This window comes from Arthrobacter sp. USHLN218 (assembly GCF_037144715.1).
Lineage (GTDB): Bacteria > Actinomycetota > Actinomycetes > Actinomycetales > Micrococcaceae > Crystallibacter.
The window spans coordinates 378,758-394,270 of sequence record NZ_JBBCYT010000003.1 but is presented as its reverse complement, the minus strand read 5'-3'; the positions used below and the strand labels follow the sequence as shown (position 1 = coordinate 394,270).

The following is a 15,513-nucleotide window of genomic DNA, read 5'->3' as shown; positions in this document are numbered from 1 at the left end:
TGCGGCTCAAGTGGCCCGCAGAGCGTCCGGACATGGCTAGGCTAAGGACTATGAGACGAGCGAAAATCGTTGCCACCTTTGGTCCAGCCATCGCCAGCTATGAGAGCACCCTTGCCGTCCTGAAGGCCGGTGTGGATGTTGCACGCATGAACATGAGCCACGGCGACCATGACGTGCACCAGGCCACGTACGACAACGTTCGCCGCGCGGCGGCCGAGCTGGGCAAGCCCGTGGGGATCTTCGCGGATCTCCAGGGGCCGAAGATCCGGCTCGGCCGCTTCGCTGACGGCCCGCATGAACTGGCCGTGGGGGACAGGTTCACCATCACCACCCGGGACATCGCGGGCACGGCGGAAATCTGCTCGACCACGTTCAAGGGCCTCCCGCAGGACGTGAACGTCGGCGATCCGCTGCTGATCGACGATGGCAAGGTCGCGTTGCGCGCCGTGGAGGTCGACGACGAGAACGTTGTCACCGAGGTCACGGTGGCCGGCGCGGTCTCCAACAACAAGGGCATCAACCTGCCCGGCGTCGCCGTCAACGTGCCGGCGCTGAGCGACAAGGATGAGGACGACCTGCGCTGGGCGATCCGCGCCGGCGCGGACATGGTCGCGCTGTCCTTCGTCCGCAACGCGGCCGATGTGCGGCGGGTGCACGAGATCATGGACGAGGAGGGCCGCCGGGCTCCCGTCATCGCGAAGATCGAAAAGCCGCAGGCCGTAGACGCGCTGGAGGAGATCATCGACGCGTTCGACGCGATCATGGTCGCGCGAGGAGATCTCGGCGTCGAGCTTCCCCTGGAAGACGTGCCGGTGGTGCAGAAACACGCCATTGAGCTGGCGCGGCGCTGGGCGAAGCCGGTGATCGTGGCCACCCAGGTGCTCGAATCGATGATCGACAACCCCCGGCCCACCCGTGCCGAGGCCTCGGACTGCGCCAACGCGGTGCTGGACGGGGCGGACGCGGTGATGCTCTCGGGCGAGACCAGCGTGGGCGCCTACCCGCTGGAAACGGTCAAGACCATGGCCCGGATCATCGAATCCACCGAGCAGCACGGCCTGGACCGGGTGCCGCCGCTGGGCAGCCGCCCCCGCACGCGCGGCGGAGCGATCACCCGTGCCGCCGTCGAGATCGCCAACCAGCTGGACGCCAAGTACATCTGCACCTTCACGCAGTCCGGCGACTCCGCGCGCCGGCTCTCGCGGCTCCGGCCGGGACGGCCGATTTTCGCGTTCACGCCGGACCAGAGCACGCTGAACGTCATGTCGCTGATCTGGGGCATCCAGCCGCTGCTCGTGGACTTCGTGGAGCACACGGACAAGATGACGGCGCAGGTGGACCGGGTGCTGTTCGAGAAGGGCCTGGTGGACATCGATGACCTGGTGGTCATTGCCGCCGGCTCGCCCCCCGGAAAGGCCGGCTCCACCAACTCACTCAAGGTCCACCGTGTCGGCGACCTGGCCGACGCCGGCGAGCAGCTGGAGAGCCAGCTCGCAGCTCGGCGCGAACGTGTCGGCCCCTGGCCGACCAGCTGATCAGGCGCGGGTCGGTCAGCCTGCCTGATTTTGCAGGCCGGCTGATATGACAAATGCGGGGCCGGTCCTTTGGACCGGCCCCGCATTCTTCCTTAATCAGCCAACCGGGCTCTAGTTGACCTGGTTGATGATGGTGTCGGCCACCTCGCGCATGCTCAGGCGGCGGTCCATCGAGGTCTTCTGGATCCAGCGGAAAGCCTCCGGCTCCGTCAGGCCCATCTTGGTGATCAGCAGGCTCTTCGCGCGCTCCACCAGCTTGCGCGTGGCGAACTGTTCCTGCAGGTCGCTGACCTCGGATTCCAGCGCCTTGATCTCCTGGTGGCGCGAGAGCGCAATCTCGATCGCGGGAACCAGGTCGGCCGGCGTGAACGGCTTGACCACGTAGGCCATGGCGCCGGCGTCGCGCGCCCGCTCCACCAGTTCCTTCTGGCTGAAGGCCGTCAGCAGCACGACCGGGGCGATCCGCGCCTTCACGATCTGCTCGGCGGCGGTGATGCCGTCCATGACAGGCATCTTGACGTCCATCAGGACCAGGTCCGGCTTCAGCTCGGTGGCCAGCTCGACCGCCTTCTCGCCGTTGTCCGCCTCGGCGACGACGTCGTACCCCTCGCCGCGAAGGATCTCGACGATATCCAGGCGGATCAGGGTTTCGTCCTCGGCGACGACGACGCGGCGTGCGGGGGTGGTCTCAGTTTGCTCGGACACAGGTGCTCCTTGACGACGTACGGGTAACCCGCTGTGGCGGTTCACGAAAACAGCCTATCGGCATGTAGAGTAGATTCGCGCACTGCGATGCATGACAGTATTCACACGCGCGAAACATCGATCGGGAGGCTTGCTTCTGCGATCATCGGCCCTAGCGGCCGGGCCCGAGTGGCGGAATTGGCAGACGCACCGCACTCAAAATGCGGCGCCGAAAGGTGTGTGGGTTCGAGTCCCACCTCGGGCACAGTGTTCTCCCCAGTCAGGGACGTCTTCCTCCTTGAGTTGCCTCTGTTTTGTGCACGGATCCCGCTGACTACGGCTCCATGAGGTCGATGGGCGTCCGGCCGGCTGTGGTGTTGTTCGCGGGCGGGGTGTGTTGGTCTGCCCATGGAGGCCCCGTTTCTGCGGAGCGCTGTAGATGTATTTCCCTTTCTGGGGCCCGGCGGTTTGGTGCTGACACCTCACCATGCGCCCGGACCGCTCCGGTGATATGACCAGAGCGGGTAGCCGGCAGAAGTGTTCCAGTGGGACGTTAGAGGGGTGGGCGTGATGGAACTGCACACCGAACTTGAAGCCCACATCGACCGTTGGCGGGTGTGCGGATACTTGGACAGTTCTTCCCGGTGCAGCTTCCCAATCAGTCAAGCCCACGGCGACATCGCTGGCGGTGGTGGGGGCCAGGAGGTGGTCGGCGGCCGCCGAGCCTGATCGGGGCCGCGGTCGCCGGCCCGCTCAGGCACCGTGGCCATGGGCTTCGGCTTCTTCCTCCAGGGCCTCCGCACGGTCTTCGGCCTCGGTATGCTCGTGCGGACCGACCGGGCTGAGCTGGCGACGGTAGCGGATCAGGCCAATCGCCACGACCACGACAGCGAGCCCAACGGAGAGGAGCAGCGACTCGCGCGTGCTGTCGAGGAAGAGCATTCCCACGATCATGGCCGTGATGACGATGATCGAGATCCACGTCAGATACGGAAACAGCCACATCCGGAGCGTGAGCTTGGTGCCGGCGGCGTCGGCGTGACGGCGCAGAATGAGCTGCGAGCAGGCGATGACGAGCCATACGAACAGGGCGATCGCACCCGAAGTGTTCACCAGGAACAGGAAGACGGTGTCCGGCCAGAGATAGTTCAACCCGACCGTAATAAAGCCCACAACCGTCGACGCGAGGACTGCACTGACCGGCACGCCGCGCCTTGAGATATGGCTCCAGGAGCCCGGAGCGTCGCCCCGGGTCGAAAGGGAGAAGATCATGCGGCTCGCAGTGTAGAGGCCCGAGTTCAGGCAGGACAGCACCGAAGTAAGCACCACGACATCCATGATCGTCCCGGCGGCCGGGATGCCGAAGCTCTCGATCACCGCGACGTAGGGACTCTTGGCCACAGACGCGTCGTCCCACGGCAGCAGGGTCACTACGACCGCGATGGAGCCGATATAGAAGATCAGGATCCGCCACACCGTGGAATTAACGGCCTTGCGGACGGCGGTGACAGGGTCGGAGGACTCGCCGGCGGCGATGGTGGCGATCTCCGCACCGAAGAAGGAGAACACCACGACGAGGATGCCGGCCAGGACAGCGCTAGCGCCGTTGGGCATGAATCCGCCGTGGCCCACGAGGTTCGTCAGGCCCGGGGCCGGGACGCCCGGCATGAAGCCCAGGATCGCGATGACCCCGGCGATGAGGAAGAGGACAATGGCAGTGACCTTGATGGAGGCAAACCAGAACTCGAACTCACCGTAGGACTTCACGCTCCACACGTTCGTGAGGGTGAGCAGGACCATCAGTACCAGGGCCCAGATCCACTGGTCGACGCCCGGGACCCAGCGGTGCATGATCGCCGCACCGGCGGTGGCCTCGATGCCCAGCACAATGATCCAGAACCAGGCGTAGAGCCAGCCGATACTGAAGCCGGCCCAGCGGCCCAGGGCCTTGTCCGCATAGGCGGAGAACGAACCCGTCTCCGGGTTGGCAGCGGCCATCTCGCCTAGCATGCGCATGACGAGGACGACGACGACGCCCGCGGCTATGTAGGCGAGCAGGATGCCGGGGCCGGCCTGCTGGATCGCCGCGCCGGAGCCAACGAACAGACCCGCCCCGATGACGCCGGCGATGGCGATCATCGATAGATGCCGGGGCTTGAGGGTCTTCTTGAGTTCGCGGTGGGAAGCCATGAGGCTCACTTCCTTGGATGAACAAGGTCGGATCCGATAGTGAGTGCATGGGCCTCTGCGAAATCGGCATTCGTCTCGGAGACCCTGCAAAGGATGGGCTAACCGCTGGCCATCAGGCACGGCACCGCCCATTTATAGGCTCAACATTGAGCGGAGAACGGCATGGAGTCAAGCAATTTTGAGCCCCGCCGGCATCTTGGATTCCGTTCCCACGGGCGCCTGGATGCCGGCGCCGTTTTCTCCCTGTTGCGTTGCTCTTCCATCGGCCATGCAAACGGGATGAACCGCGGCCTGCCGGCCTGAGTGCAAGATCAGCGTCCTGGCCAAACGCTTGTTACCACTTCATCACAATCTCCGCTCTTCAGCTCCGGCTGCGGTTGAGGCACCGTCACTGATGCGTAGTCGTTTCCTCTTCTGTACGGCCGACATGGGGACAGGAGGCTTAGTGTGGGATTGGGAGCACGAGTTGAAGGGAGCCCGCAGATGAGCCAGGAAGCGGAACCGGGAATGCGTGAGGTCGTCCGAATGCTGACCGATGCCCTAGGCCAAACTGTGGTGGCTGCCCTGACAGGCAACCGCGTCAAACTAACTGCCAACGACGGGGTGCTTGAAGACGGTCCGGAGCCCGATGCCGATGCGGCGGAGCGGCTTCGGTGCGCCGTTGAGCTGTGGAACCTGCTGGCCGAGGCCAGAGGGGAGGACAGCGCCCGCTCCTGGTTCGTTGACTCCAGTCAGCTGCTCGGCGATGAACCCCCGGCGACGGCAATCCGTGAAGGACGCTTCGATGAGGTGCGGAGGGCTGCGCGCGCCTACCTTGAATGACAGATCTGTGCGGAGCATATGGCAGGGGTGCCAGCAGGTGGCAGCGTGGTAGGACGAGGGATTTCGGCAACAGGCGTATGTCGTACAAGTGCCGAAATCGGCTGTGCAGAAGGTGCACACATTCGCCGTCGTACTGTCCCGTATATCGTCCGGACCGGGCCGCATTCGCAGGTTAGCGCGCGTGAGCCGAGTGTTTACAAGGGTTGGAAGCAGGTTCGAGTCCCACCTCGGGCACCGTGCTTTCCCCGGCCGGGGAGATTTTCCTCCTTGAGCGCCTGTACTTTGTGCACGGACCCCCTGCGGTGTGCCTTCACCGGGTCAATGGCCGGGTCCGATGACGATCTTCTTGCGTTCGGCCTCGTGCGCGCCGCCCTTTTTCGCCAGCGTGGAGCACGCCTCTTCGATGTCGCGGGCCAGCGTGTCGACGTGTTCGCGGCTCAGCGTTTCCTTGACCAGGGCGCGCATAATCGTCACGTCCTGCGCGTTCGGCGGGAGGGTGTAGGCCGGCACCATCCAGCCGCGCTCGGCTGCGAGTTGCCAGGCTATGTCGAACTCGTCGTACCCGGGGTCCTCGGCGAGCCGGAACGCGACCAGGGGAAGTTGCTCCTCGCTGCGTCCGATGATTTCGAACCGGCCCATGGCGTCCAGCTTTTCGGCGAGGACACGGGCGTTGGCCTGCATATTCCGCATGATGTAGGTGTAACCGGCGCGGCCATAGCGCACGAAGTTGTAGTACTGGGCGAGCACCATCGACGAGCCGGTGGAAAAGTTCAGGGTGAAGGTCGAGTCAACCTTGCCGAGGTAGTTCTCCTCGAAGACCAGGTCCTTGGCCAGGTCGGCCTTCTCCCGGAAGATCAGCCAGCCGATGCCGGGATAGACCAGCCCGAACTTGTGCCCGGAGACATTGATGGAGCGGACCTGCTCGAGCCGGAAGTCCCAGGCCGAGTCCGGGTAGAGGAAGGGCCAGACAAATCCGCCGCTGGCCCCGTCCACGTGCATCGGCACATCAAGGCCCTGCTCATGCTTGATCCGCAGCAGCAGGTCGTTGATGCCGACGATGTCGTCCTTGTGTCCGGTGAACGTCGTACCCAGCACTGCCGCGACACCGATGGTGTTCTCGTCGATGTGGGCCCGAACGTCGTCCGGCTCAATGGTGTACTTCCCCCTCTGCAGCGGCACGATCCGCGGTTCGACGTCGAAGTAGCGGCAGAACTTCTCCCACACCACATGCACGTCTCCGCCGAACACCAGGTTCGGGCTCGACGTCGGCGCGCCGGCGGCCTCGCGGCGCTTGCGCCAGTTCCACTTCAGCGATAAACCGCCAAGCATGATCGCCTCTGACGATCCCTGTGTGCGGGCCCCCGTCGTCTCGCCGGGTGCGTGGAAGAGGTCGGCGAGCATCCGAATGCAGCGCTGCTCGATCTCGGCCGTGCGCGGATATTCGGCGTGGTCGATGAAATTGCGGTGCAGGTTCATGGCGATGATCTGCTGCGCCTCCGGCTCCATCCACGTCGTCACGAAGGTCGCCAGGTTGCGGGCCGGATCACCCTCCAGGGCCAAATCCTCCGCCACCAGCCGCAAAGCGTCCTGGGCAGGAATGCCGGCCTCCGGGAATTCCCGGCTCGGAACCTCCTGGGTGACGAATCGGTTTCCGAACAGCGTCGCATCGGCGTCTGTCGGCTCGAAATTCGGTGACATCGTTTCTCCTTCAGGAACTGTAGACGAGGGGTTGACGAGGGGTTATGGATGAGCGCCCCGGTCCGCACGGACCGGGGCGCCGGCGGGTTCCGGGCTCAGCATCAGGATTGCGCCGGCGAGGAAGCACAGGGCCCCCACGAATGTGCCGAGATTCGACAGTTCGGCGCTCCAGACATCGCCGCTCGACGGGACGATGAAGGCTCCGACAGCGGAAATTCCGAAGGCAACGGAGCCCGCCAGATTGACCACGCCGATCTTCCAGGCCCGGGGTTTGGGCCAGCCGGCCATGGCGCCCCGGCCGGCATCACGCAAGGCCACAGCGCTTGAAACAAGGAAGGCGATTGAACCCAGTGCGTCCGGCCGCCACACCCGTTGCTCAGTTAGTGCCGCGCTGAGGTTGCCAGCCATGGCGTTTCCCGTACTCCAGTTGAACCACAGCGTGCCGGCAAGCTGGACCGCGGCGGCGAGCCAGCCGAGGTTCTGAGGCGCCCATACCCAAAATGAACGGCGCCGTCCGGGACCCGAGGCCGGAAGAGCGTCAACGGCTTCGCGGTACTGCAGGAACGCCGCAGAAGTGAAGAACAGCGAACCGACGAAGAATGTAAGTGCGTCGAAGCGCAATCCCACCGCCGCGGCGTAGAACGGCATCGCCCCCAGCGCGAATAGGCTCGAGCCAATGATGAACAGCCAGGCAGTCCACGGCTGACGTACTGTCCGACGCTCCGCGCCCGCGATCCCGGTGGCCGGGCCGGACCCTGAAGGAGCCCCTTGGCTGTTGCCGGTCTTGCCAGGCTCCGTGGTCGTTCCTGGGCCCGGCACCGGGAGCACACTGGTGATCACGAAGGCCACCGCCACAGACACGACCACCTGGGGCGTTACGGCCACGCCGTCCACGCCCAGCAGCAGCGTGGCCAGCAGCGTCGACGTCAACGGCAGCCGAAGCATAGCTGCACACATGGCTCCCATGCCCATGCCGATCCCTGCCGCAGGATCCATTCCGGGCAGTCCGCTAGCAGCAATACCGAGCGCCGCGCCGATGAACATCGATGGGAATACAGGCCCGCCACGAAATGCGCTCAGCGAGAGCCCGTAGACCAAGGTCTTGCAAGCGATCAGCAGGACCATCACAGCGAGCGAGTAGCCGGCGGCGTGTTCGACCAGCTCCGGAAGTGCGTCCTGCCCCGAGAACAACACCTGCGTGAAGCTTCGCCCGGAAATCAACTGGTATGCCATCGCGGTAAGCCCGATCAGCAATCCGAGCGCCGACGTGACCAACACCCGGTTCATATGCACCATAGGACGGAGCGACAGTGCGACCGCGCGGATCAGCCATCCCAGCAGCGCGCCGACCGCGCCCATGACGACCGCCCAGCCCAAGGACGCCAGCGTCGGCGGCACCGCGGGGGGTACGACGGGTAGTGCCAGCGAAAAACTGCCCAGTCCGGTCCAACCGTCCAAGCCGACGAATACCAGCGCGCCGACGCCGGATGCGAGCAGTCCGGGCAAGGCCATCAGGCTCAGCGTCATCCCCCCGATCCCAGCGGCCTCCATGATCAGGAATGCACCGAGCACGGGAGACCCGAGCAGGGTACTGATCGCCGCGAAGCTGCCGGCCGACGCCATGATTGTCGGGGCCATCGGCGGAGCGTCCCTCTTTACCAGGTGCACCGCCAACGCCCCGAGGCCGCCGCCGATCGCGATCAGCGGTGCCTCGGGACCGAGCACCGCGCCGAGGCTCAGCGTGGTCAGCGCCGCGAGAACGATGCCCGCGAGCTCCCGGCCGCTGGGTGGACCGCCTCCGACCTTGAATCCGAAGGCAGGGGAGTGGCCCCCGGTTCCCGGCAGATACCGGATAGTCAAGGCCGTCAGGAGTCCGCACAGCGTCAACCACGGCACGGGCCACCACGCAGGAGCGGGACCCCCGAGGACTTGATTCGGCAGTTCGTCGAAAACGAACCGCTGGATCGCCGCGACCGCAGCGAGGAAGCCGTAGGCGAGCATCGAGATAGGAACGCCCAAGACCGCGGCCAGCACGAGCGCAGCAATGTACGTTCTGGAACGAATGACGGCGACCGGATCGATACCGGGCGGCGACGCGGCAGGTTCGCTCATGCGCCGCAGCCCTGAGAGTCTGCGACGGCTAGGGTCAGCCCGAACGTCCTTCCCCCTAAACGCGTCGGCGTGCCCTGGCCGCGGTAACAGTTGAGCATGCCTTCTCCTTCCGCTGGGCGGCGGGAGCCTTCAAAGAGGTCGCACAAGCGATAAGGGGCTCGTCGACTACGTGTGGTCCAAGTAAACGCTTCCAGCGGGGGGGCAGTCGTCACCCGTTGGGGGTGAAAGGGAACCGAACCACCACGAACGCAGACCGGAGGTTACTGAATCGTCCCGTCCGCAGCCTCTGCGGCGTGTTCGGCCGAGGTTGGTTCTGCTGCCGGCGAGTACGCCTTGGGCTCTGGCGGCACCAGTGCCTTTTGGTAATGGCGGGACGGCCGGATGTATCCGCTCCGTTCGTAAAAGTGGTGCGCGCGTTCGCGTCGGCTTGAGGTCGTTAGCTCCAACACGGCCGCTCCCATGTCCCGGGTCGCTTGCTCCGCTGCTTGCAGGAGCAAGGCACCAATGCCGCGTGAACGTTCGGCCTCCTCGACTACCAAGGCGGTCAGCCTTGCTCTGTAGGCACTCTCGGTCAGGAAGGGGACCCGGTGGACGTGTGCGAGTCCGAGCACTCGTGAGCCGACCTCAGCCACCATGCATCGGTCGTCCGGCGAGCTGCTAGTCACCCACGTGCGTACCCAGTCCTCGTGAGCGGTGTAACCGAGTTGCGCGAGCAGACCAATGATGGCGGGGACGTCGCCGGCTCCAGCGCGACGGACTTTGATGGCGGGCTTTCCCACAACCACGATTCTGCCCCTGCAAAATGACCTCGATCAAGGTCAGGCTGAAGTGCTTCCGGTATCTTCGAACGCACCCCGGCCGCTCGGCTCACGGATTCGCTCAATGCGGCCGGCGGCGGGCGCAGCAGATGGCTGTCGGCACAAGGTGCCGGCAGCCATCTGCCCTTCGGATTCTGTATGAGGACCGCAGTCCTCCGGCCTAGGAGTTGGCGCTTTCGTTGAACTCCACCGTGCAGTCGTTCCCGCCGCCGTAGTACTTGCACCAGGCCAGCGCGTTCTTGCCTGCGGTGGTCGCTGTCGAGGCTGCCCAGGAGCCCCAAGGGCCGTTCTTCGTCGACAGTGCCAGGGCCAGGTACTCGTTCTTCGCAACTCCGGCCTGGACGCAGTCGTAGGTGTTGTCGGACTGGTAGAGGTTGCAAAGGTCCAGACTGTCGTTATAAGCGGTATTGCTATTCGAGCTCCAGACTGCGTACCACCCCAGAGTGGAAGGGGAGAAAGCGATGCCGAGGTAGCGGTCGGCGGCCTGCGGGGCCGCGGCCTCGGCTGCATTGGCGGGAGAAGCCAAGACGGTTAGGCCCGTTGCGGCGAAGAGGGTGGCCAGCAGGACCGAGATCACTGTCAGAGGGCTGCGGCGCCCGGCGGTTGCGTTCATGGAAATGCTCCTTCTAGGTGATGGGTTGTCGGTTGTTGCGGGGTAGTTGATATTGCTGCGGCGTAGGTTATGGCTGCAGCCGACTTCCAAGTTTCTGCCGGTTCCCGGATCCCTGCGTCCATCCCGGGAGTGGACTTCAGCGTCAATCCGAGGGATGACTCGCCGGCGCCGCCTGCTCATGGACGCGCAGTTGAGTTAGTGCCAGGCGCGTCAGGGGTACCTCGACCCGCAGGGAGTCTGCGATCCGCACGTATTGGCCAAGCAGGTGCTCGCCCTCGTGCCGGTTGCCCGCAACGACGTCCCGGTACAAGGACGATGTGAATACCGAACCTGGCTCGGTGAACATCTCAAGGCTCGCGGCATGCGCATCGGCCGAGACGGGGTAGCCTGCCGCCGCGGCCACTCGTTCCGTCTCGTCGATGGCATCCAGGATGAATTCCTTCCCGGCCGGGACTGCCATGATGTGCCCGATGGGGCCGCGCATCAGGCATGTGACGACCCCGCCGGCGGTGATGAACGCCCACTTGTGCCACATGGAGGCCAGGATGTCGCCGGAGATGACACTGCTGAATCCTGGAGCCTTCAGTTCCCGGCCGATCATCTGCAGCCGCTCGGTTTGCTGCCTGTCCTGTGCACCGAAGGTCAACGAAGCATGCGGCTTCATCTGGAAAACCGCCCCCTCCGCCGTTACCGTACAGACAACGCGGACGATTCCGCCCAGGACCGCGTCGGCGCCGAAGCGGTCGTTAAGCTGCCGCAGGTGGACCATACCGTTGAGCAGGGGCAGGATTGTCGTATCCGGTCCCACGGCCGGTGCGATGTCCCGGATCGCGGCTTCCAGAGACCAGGCCTTCGTCATGAGCAGGACCAGGTCGTACTGGTCCCCAAGTTCCGCTGCGGTAATGGTCTGGACCGGCACTGTCTCGTCATAGCCCGGACCGTAGACCCGAAGTCCGTCCCGCAATTGGCTGGCCCGCTTGGAACGGACCAGGAAGGTAACGTCGCGGCCGGCCATGGCCAGACGTGTCCCGAAGTAGCCTCCCGTTGCCCCGGCCCCGACAAGCAGAGTCTTCATCGCAGCGAGCCTTCGAACGCCAATCCGAATAGTTCGCTTGGGCTGAAGGAAGCCGGGAGGCCGAGCTCGGCGAGACAGCGGGAGTTGAAGTCGGCATAGCCACGCAGAGCCAAGGCGCGGTTGCCCTCCGCCAGCTGGGCCCGCAGGACGAGCTCCTGCGCCTCTTCATCCAAAGGATCGATCTGCATCACCGACGACGCGGCGTCCACCGCACCGTGGGTGTCGCCGCGCTCAAGGAGGTGGGCGGCGAGCTGCTGCAGCGCATCCACCCTCGAGGTTCGCCACTCATCCTGCGCCTCGAGGACCCACTCGTCGTACCAGCCGGGCAACAGCTCGCCGCGGCTCAGCAGCTGGATGCGGGAAGCGGCCGCTGCGCCCTCCACGTTGACCGAACCGTCCAGCTGGCCTCGGACGGTGCGCAGATCAACTTCGACATCGTCGGACAGCTGAATCCTCCCCGGCTCGGCTACGAGCAGGCCAGGCAAAGCGCTGGACACCTGGCTGATGGCCCCGCGAAGGCAGTTGGAGGCCTGGACATCGCTGCCCTCGGGCCAGAGGAGGCGGGCCGCCGTCGAACGCTTCATTGGTCCGTTCACGGCAAGCAATGCGATGAGCCGTTGCTGGCGCTTGGGTAGTTCGTATTCCATCGATTCGCGCCCAAGGCGCCAGCCGCCGATCAACTGCAGAATCCACTTGGCTCCGGATGAGGTCATCATAGGAGTCAGCGCGGCCGGCACTATTTCCGGGCTTTCGAGCGTGGATATTGCAGCCGGCTCGTCCGTACCGAACATTCTTAGTCCCTCTTCCAACGTCTGTCGTGCAGGATCGGAACCAGAATGCCCGCGGCAGCGGTGCTGAGTCGTCGGCCGTGTGATGTAAAAGCTGCATACATCGGTGGTTGTAGCGGAACTACCTGCCGGTTGATGGCCTAGTGTTGATGACCATGGTTATTCGACGGGAAGCAGCGATCTTCCTTGATATTCCTCTGGAGATGGCCCGCCGTCATGGCATACCGTCCCGGCTGTCGGAAGATGAATTGGCGGAGTTGGAGAAGAATCCACCAGCATGGCTGCTCCAGTCCCGCGCCAACCGCACGGGCAAGAAGCCTGTGTGGGTGCGGCTGGAGTGCAGCATCTGCGGCTATCACGAGACCGCCCGGCCGAAAAAGTGGTGGCCGGAGTTCACCTTCCTGTACTGCGACGATCACGGGCCCGGCGAGGTGCCCGTGCCGGACCCGGGGACGGTCCGCAGCGAATACGACGGGATCGGCAGCCGGTTCATCGGCATCGTCGACGTGGGGCTCCCTGGGACCTAGTCCGTCGCCGAGGGGTGAATGGCCCGCGTACTCTCCCGGGTAGCCTAGGGCCTTGGGCCGAAGGCTGCGTTGCCGCCAGCGGCGTCAGCGGCGCCCGACTTCTCGAAGTCGTAGACGAGCCTCGCGACTTTTTCGACCACAACGATGCCGTCGGGGAAAGTCTTATGTCCGGAGGAGAGAACCGCGATGTCATACCTGGCATTGCCGGCGTTTATCACGCCGTCGGTATGGACGTTCCACAGCAGGGCGTCGTCCGGAAGCCAGCCGTTCTTCAAGGCGACCTCGGCCCCGTCGGCCGCTGCGCCTGCCGAGGCACCCCAGGCCTGGCTGGGATCGACGGATTCCATCAATCCCAGCAGGTACAGCCGCAGCCCTTCCCTCAGCCAGTCGGCGCCCTCGGCCACTGTCCTCATGATCTTTAGCTGGTCTTCGGCGTTGGTGGCAGTCACGCCCCATCGTTCGCCGGGAATTGTCCGGGATACGCCGATCAGGTCATAGGTCGCTGCCAATGCCGGGGCTCCGCCAATATGGCTGTACATCCAGCGAGCCGCCTCATTGTCGCTGTACCGGATCATCTGAGTGGCCAGATATTCTTCGTCAGTCGTCAATTCCCGGCCCTGGTCGGTGACTTCCCGGAACAGCGTCAACAACATGGGGACCTTGACCAGGCTTGCTTCGAAATACTCGGTCCGGGGCTCAAAAGTCCATGATTCGCCGGTTAGCTCGTCGTATACCGCGGCGGAGAATTCCACGGGCAGTGTGGCAGCGTAGTCCCGGACGGCGGAGTCCAGGGCAGTCCAGTCCGTTTCCGGTGCCGCCGCCGCTGCGGTCGACTCGGGATGGGGGCTCACTTCCGCTTGGACTGTTCCCGGCGCATCCGCCTGGGCTGTGCCCGGCGCGTCCGCTTCGGTGGGCCCCGGCGCAGCACCGCAGGAAGAAAGTGCCAGTGTCAGTACCAGCGCGGACGTATAACGTGCCGCGGCGTTCCAGCGGGCCATGGCCGGACTCCTCAAGAGCAGCAACCCCTATGTGCCAATGATAAGCCGGGGTGACCGATACCGGCCGGAACCGCCGATGACAAAGTCTGCGCCCTCGGGATAAGCTCCCGACATCGTCCAGTCAGGGGGCACCCATGATGTCCATGCGGTTGTGGCTACCGTTCGGACGGTTGCGCCGTCACCTCGATCGGAGCGTGGCGCCCGTCGAGTCCGCGGCGGTCATTCTCTCGGGAACGGTGTTCGTCGTCGCGGCACTGGTCGCCCTTGTGGTGTTCCGGGGCCAATACGTTCCTATTTCCGGACATCGATCCATCGGCCAGTTCGTCGCACTGGCGGGGGCGATCACCGCCGTCGCCGTCTTCATGGCGGCGGTCATGTCGGTGCGGGCCCGCGACGCCTCGAGGGCCGCTGCCGGGCCATCCGGGCTACCGCGCGAGCGCCTCGGTTGGTACGACATCGCCGCAGTGGCCCTGGCTTATGCCGTCATTGCGCTGCTCGGGTGGAGCGCCATCGCCAACGTGGTCAGCGAGAGCTTCCAAGGTGCCGTGGTCTACAGCCTCTCCGCGGCCCTCCTGGCGGGCGTCGCTGTCGCCGTGACGAGTTACACGGTTTTCCTGTCGGCGGTGCATCTCACCCCGTTGTCCCTATCGCTGCTCCTCGTCCTCTTCCTCGTGGAGGGAATTTTCACGAGCATGCTCACCGCCAGTGACCCGCTTTGGTGGCAGGTGAACATGAGCATGCTCGGGGTCACCGGTGACGTCTCGGCCCGCGCCTTCAATATCACGCTCATTATCGGGGGCGTCGTCGTAACGACCATCGCCCACTACGCAACGTCGGCGATACCTGCCGGAACAGACCAGGAACAGCGAGGAAGACGCCGGGTCAGGTCCGGCCTAGCGCTGATCGGCGTCCTCCTCGCCTGGGTCGGCATCCTCCCGGTGGACGAGTTCCTTGTCCTGCACACCCTTGCCGCGAGCGGCATGGCGGTGACCTACATCGCCTTGGTCGCAGGACTTCGGTGGCTCATTCCCGCCATGCCCCGGACCTTCCTGGTCCTTGGCTACGTCTTTGTTGCGGTGATTCTCGTCCTGGCAGTGTTCTTCTTCACGGGCTACTACACTTTGACCGCTGTTGAACTCGTCGCCTTCGTGCTCATCTTCAGCTGGCTCCTGGTCCTGATCCGCAACACTGACGCGATGCACACGTCGGCACAAGCCAAGGCGCAGGTGCAGGAACGAGCCGGCTGAACCGGACGCGCTCAGTCGTTGCGTGCGCTGGTGACGACCTCGTATTCTTCGACGTCGATGACCTCCAGAGTCAAGGAACTGCTGGCCTCGCTGCGGAGTTTACTAGCGGCCTCTTTGGCCGCGGCGAGGTTTTCCTCGGTGTCGTAGATGGCGACGGACAGGGACTTGCCCGTCCCCCTCCCGGTCAGGAAATAGAACGCCTGGCAGCCCGGGAGCTGCAGCACGCGCCTGACGAGGTCCTCCGAGGGGCCGCCGGACGTTGCCTGGCTGCCCGTGTACGTGCTGACTCGTGCGAACATCGGTCTTCCTCCACTTCTTGCCGTCGGGAACCCAGGGGACGCTAACGACTGGTAAGGGCTCCTGCAACCAGTAGGAACCCGGCCGGGAAGGGGGCACAAGGCCGGAA

At 64.8% G+C, this 15,513-nt stretch carries 14 protein-coding genes and 1 tRNA gene; 5 read left to right on the top strand and 10 right to left on the bottom strand.

Going from position 1 to position 15,513, the window contains the following annotated elements:
- Positions 1 to 32: 32 nt before the first annotated feature.
- Positions 33 to 1,535: a pyruvate kinase gene (gene pyk / locus WFH44_RS09080; protein WP_336713478.1), complete on the top strand. Its 1,503-nt coding sequence runs from the start codon at positions 33 to 35 to the stop codon at positions 1,533 to 1,535.
- Positions 1,536 to 1,646: 111 nt separating this feature from the next.
- On the opposite strand, the gene WFH44_RS09075 is transcribed toward pyk, so the two are convergent.
- Positions 1,647 to 2,240 carry an ANTAR domain-containing response regulator gene (locus WFH44_RS09075; protein ID WP_262104352.1) on the bottom strand — a complete coding sequence of 198 codons (594 nt, stop codon included), beginning with the start codon at positions 2,238 to 2,240 and terminating at the stop codon, positions 1,647 to 1,649.
- A gap of 162 nt (positions 2,241 to 2,402) precedes the next feature.
- On the opposite strand from WFH44_RS09075, the gene WFH44_RS09070 reads away from it, so the two are divergent.
- A tRNA-Leu gene (locus WFH44_RS09070) sits at positions 2,403 to 2,484 on the top strand.
- A gap of 488 nt (positions 2,485 to 2,972) precedes the next feature.
- Here the strand turns inward: WFH44_RS09070 and WFH44_RS09065 are convergent.
- Complete coding sequence (locus tag WFH44_RS09065; RefSeq protein WP_336713476.1) at positions 2,973 to 4,409, bottom strand: amino acid permease; 1,437 nt, start codon at positions 4,407 to 4,409, stop codon at positions 2,973 to 2,975.
- A gap of 483 nt (positions 4,410 to 4,892) precedes the next feature.
- On the opposite strand from WFH44_RS09065, the gene WFH44_RS09060 reads away from it, so the two are divergent.
- Positions 4,893 to 5,231: a hypothetical protein gene (locus WFH44_RS09060; protein ID WP_336713475.1), complete on the top strand. Its 339-nt coding sequence runs from the start codon at positions 4,893 to 4,895 to the stop codon at positions 5,229 to 5,231.
- Positions 5,232 to 5,549: 318 nt separating this feature from the next.
- On the opposite strand, the gene WFH44_RS09055 is transcribed toward WFH44_RS09060, so the two are convergent.
- From WFH44_RS09055 to WFH44_RS09035, 6 genes are all read right to left on the bottom strand, one after another.
- Positions 5,550 to 6,929, bottom strand: coding sequence for a glutamate decarboxylase (locus WFH44_RS09055; RefSeq protein WP_336713473.1), 1,380 nt, complete (start codon positions 6,927 to 6,929; stop codon positions 5,550 to 5,552).
- Between the two features lie 42 nt (positions 6,930 to 6,971).
- Positions 6,972 to 9,041, bottom strand: coding sequence for a chloride channel protein (locus WFH44_RS09050; RefSeq protein ID WP_336713471.1), 2,070 nt, complete (start codon positions 9,039 to 9,041; stop codon positions 6,972 to 6,974).
- A gap of 260 nt (positions 9,042 to 9,301) precedes the next feature.
- Positions 9,302 to 9,706 carry a GNAT family N-acetyltransferase gene (locus WFH44_RS21440; RefSeq protein WP_442892896.1) on the bottom strand — a complete coding sequence of 135 codons (405 nt, stop codon included), beginning with the start codon at positions 9,704 to 9,706 and terminating at the stop codon, positions 9,302 to 9,304.
- Between the two features lie 313 nt (positions 9,707 to 10,019).
- Positions 10,020 to 10,472 carry a DUF4189 domain-containing protein gene (locus WFH44_RS09045; RefSeq protein WP_336713470.1) on the bottom strand — a complete coding sequence of 151 codons (453 nt, stop codon included), beginning with the start codon at positions 10,470 to 10,472 and terminating at the stop codon, positions 10,020 to 10,022.
- Between the two features lie 142 nt (positions 10,473 to 10,614).
- Positions 10,615 to 11,547, bottom strand: coding sequence for a ketopantoate reductase family protein (locus tag WFH44_RS09040; RefSeq protein ID WP_336713468.1), 933 nt, complete (start codon positions 11,545 to 11,547; stop codon positions 10,615 to 10,617).
- Positions 11,544 to 12,263 (bottom strand): AfsR/SARP family transcriptional regulator, encoded by a 720-nt coding sequence (locus tag WFH44_RS09035; protein ID WP_336713466.1) that lies wholly within the window; start codon positions 12,261 to 12,263, stop codon positions 11,544 to 11,546. Before WFH44_RS09035 ends, WFH44_RS09040 begins: the two co-directional genes overlap by 4 nt.
- A 227-nt stretch (positions 12,264 to 12,490) precedes the next feature.
- On the opposite strand from WFH44_RS09035, the gene WFH44_RS09030 reads away from it, so the two are divergent.
- A complete protein-coding gene (locus tag WFH44_RS09030; RefSeq protein WP_336713653.1) occupies positions 12,491 to 12,862 on the top strand; it encodes a hypothetical protein in 372 nt (123 codons plus the stop codon).
- A 44-nt stretch (positions 12,863 to 12,906) separates the two neighbouring features.
- Here the strand turns inward: WFH44_RS09030 and WFH44_RS09025 are convergent, their stop codons facing one another.
- A complete protein-coding gene (locus tag WFH44_RS09025; protein ID WP_336713464.1) occupies positions 12,907 to 13,860 on the bottom strand; it encodes a serine hydrolase in 954 nt (317 codons plus the stop codon).
- Between the two features lie 194 nt (positions 13,861 to 14,054).
- Between WFH44_RS09025 and WFH44_RS09020 the strand changes: the two genes are divergently transcribed.
- Positions 14,055 to 15,107, top strand: coding sequence for a hypothetical protein (locus WFH44_RS09020; protein WP_336713462.1), 1,053 nt, complete (start codon positions 14,055 to 14,057; stop codon positions 15,105 to 15,107).
- 11 nt (positions 15,108 to 15,118) lie between these two features.
- On the opposite strand, the gene WFH44_RS09015 is transcribed toward WFH44_RS09020, so the two are convergent.
- Positions 15,119 to 15,406, bottom strand: coding sequence for a hypothetical protein (locus WFH44_RS09015; RefSeq protein ID WP_336713460.1), 288 nt, complete (start codon positions 15,404 to 15,406; stop codon positions 15,119 to 15,121).
- Between the last annotated feature and the right edge of the window lie 107 nt (positions 15,407 to 15,513).

Excerpts from the sequence above, each read along its gene's own strand:
- WFH44_RS09030 (WP_336713653.1), top strand. The coding sequence starts at position 12,491 with ATGGTTATTCGACGGGAAGCAGCGATCTTCCTTGATATTCCTCTGGAG.
- WFH44_RS09065 (WP_336713476.1), bottom strand. The coding sequence starts at position 4,409 with ATGGCTTCCCACCGCGAACTCAAGAAGACCCTCAAGCCCCGGCATCTA.
- WFH44_RS09055 (WP_336713473.1), bottom strand. The coding sequence starts at position 6,929 with ATGTCACCGAATTTCGAGCCGACAGACGCCGATGCGACGCTGTTCGGA.
- WFH44_RS09060 (WP_336713475.1), top strand. The coding sequence starts at position 4,893 with ATGAGCCAGGAAGCGGAACCGGGAATGCGTGAGGTCGTCCGAATGCTG.
- WFH44_RS09035 (WP_336713466.1), bottom strand. The coding sequence starts at position 12,263 with ATGATGACCTCATCCGGAGCCAAGTGGATTCTGCAGTTGATCGGCGGC.
- WFH44_RS09050 (WP_336713471.1), bottom strand. The coding sequence starts at position 9,041 with ATGAGCGAACCTGCCGCGTCGCCGCCCGGTATCGATCCGGTCGCCGTC.
- WFH44_RS09040 (WP_336713468.1), bottom strand. The coding sequence starts at position 11,547 with ATGAAGACTCTGCTTGTCGGGGCCGGGGCAACGGGAGGCTACTTCGGG.
- WFH44_RS09045 (WP_336713470.1), bottom strand. The coding sequence starts at position 10,472 with ATGAACGCAACCGCCGGGCGCCGCAGCCCTCTGACAGTGATCTCGGTC.
- WFH44_RS09015 (WP_336713460.1), bottom strand. The coding sequence starts at position 15,406 with ATGTTCGCACGAGTCAGCACGTACACGGGCAGCCAGGCAACGTCCGGC.
- WFH44_RS09025 (WP_336713464.1), bottom strand. The coding sequence starts at position 13,860 with ATGGCCCGCTGGAACGCCGCGGCACGTTATACGTCCGCGCTGGTACTG.
- pyk (WP_336713478.1), top strand. The coding sequence starts at position 33 with ATGGCTAGGCTAAGGACTATGAGACGAGCGAAAATCGTTGCCACCTTT.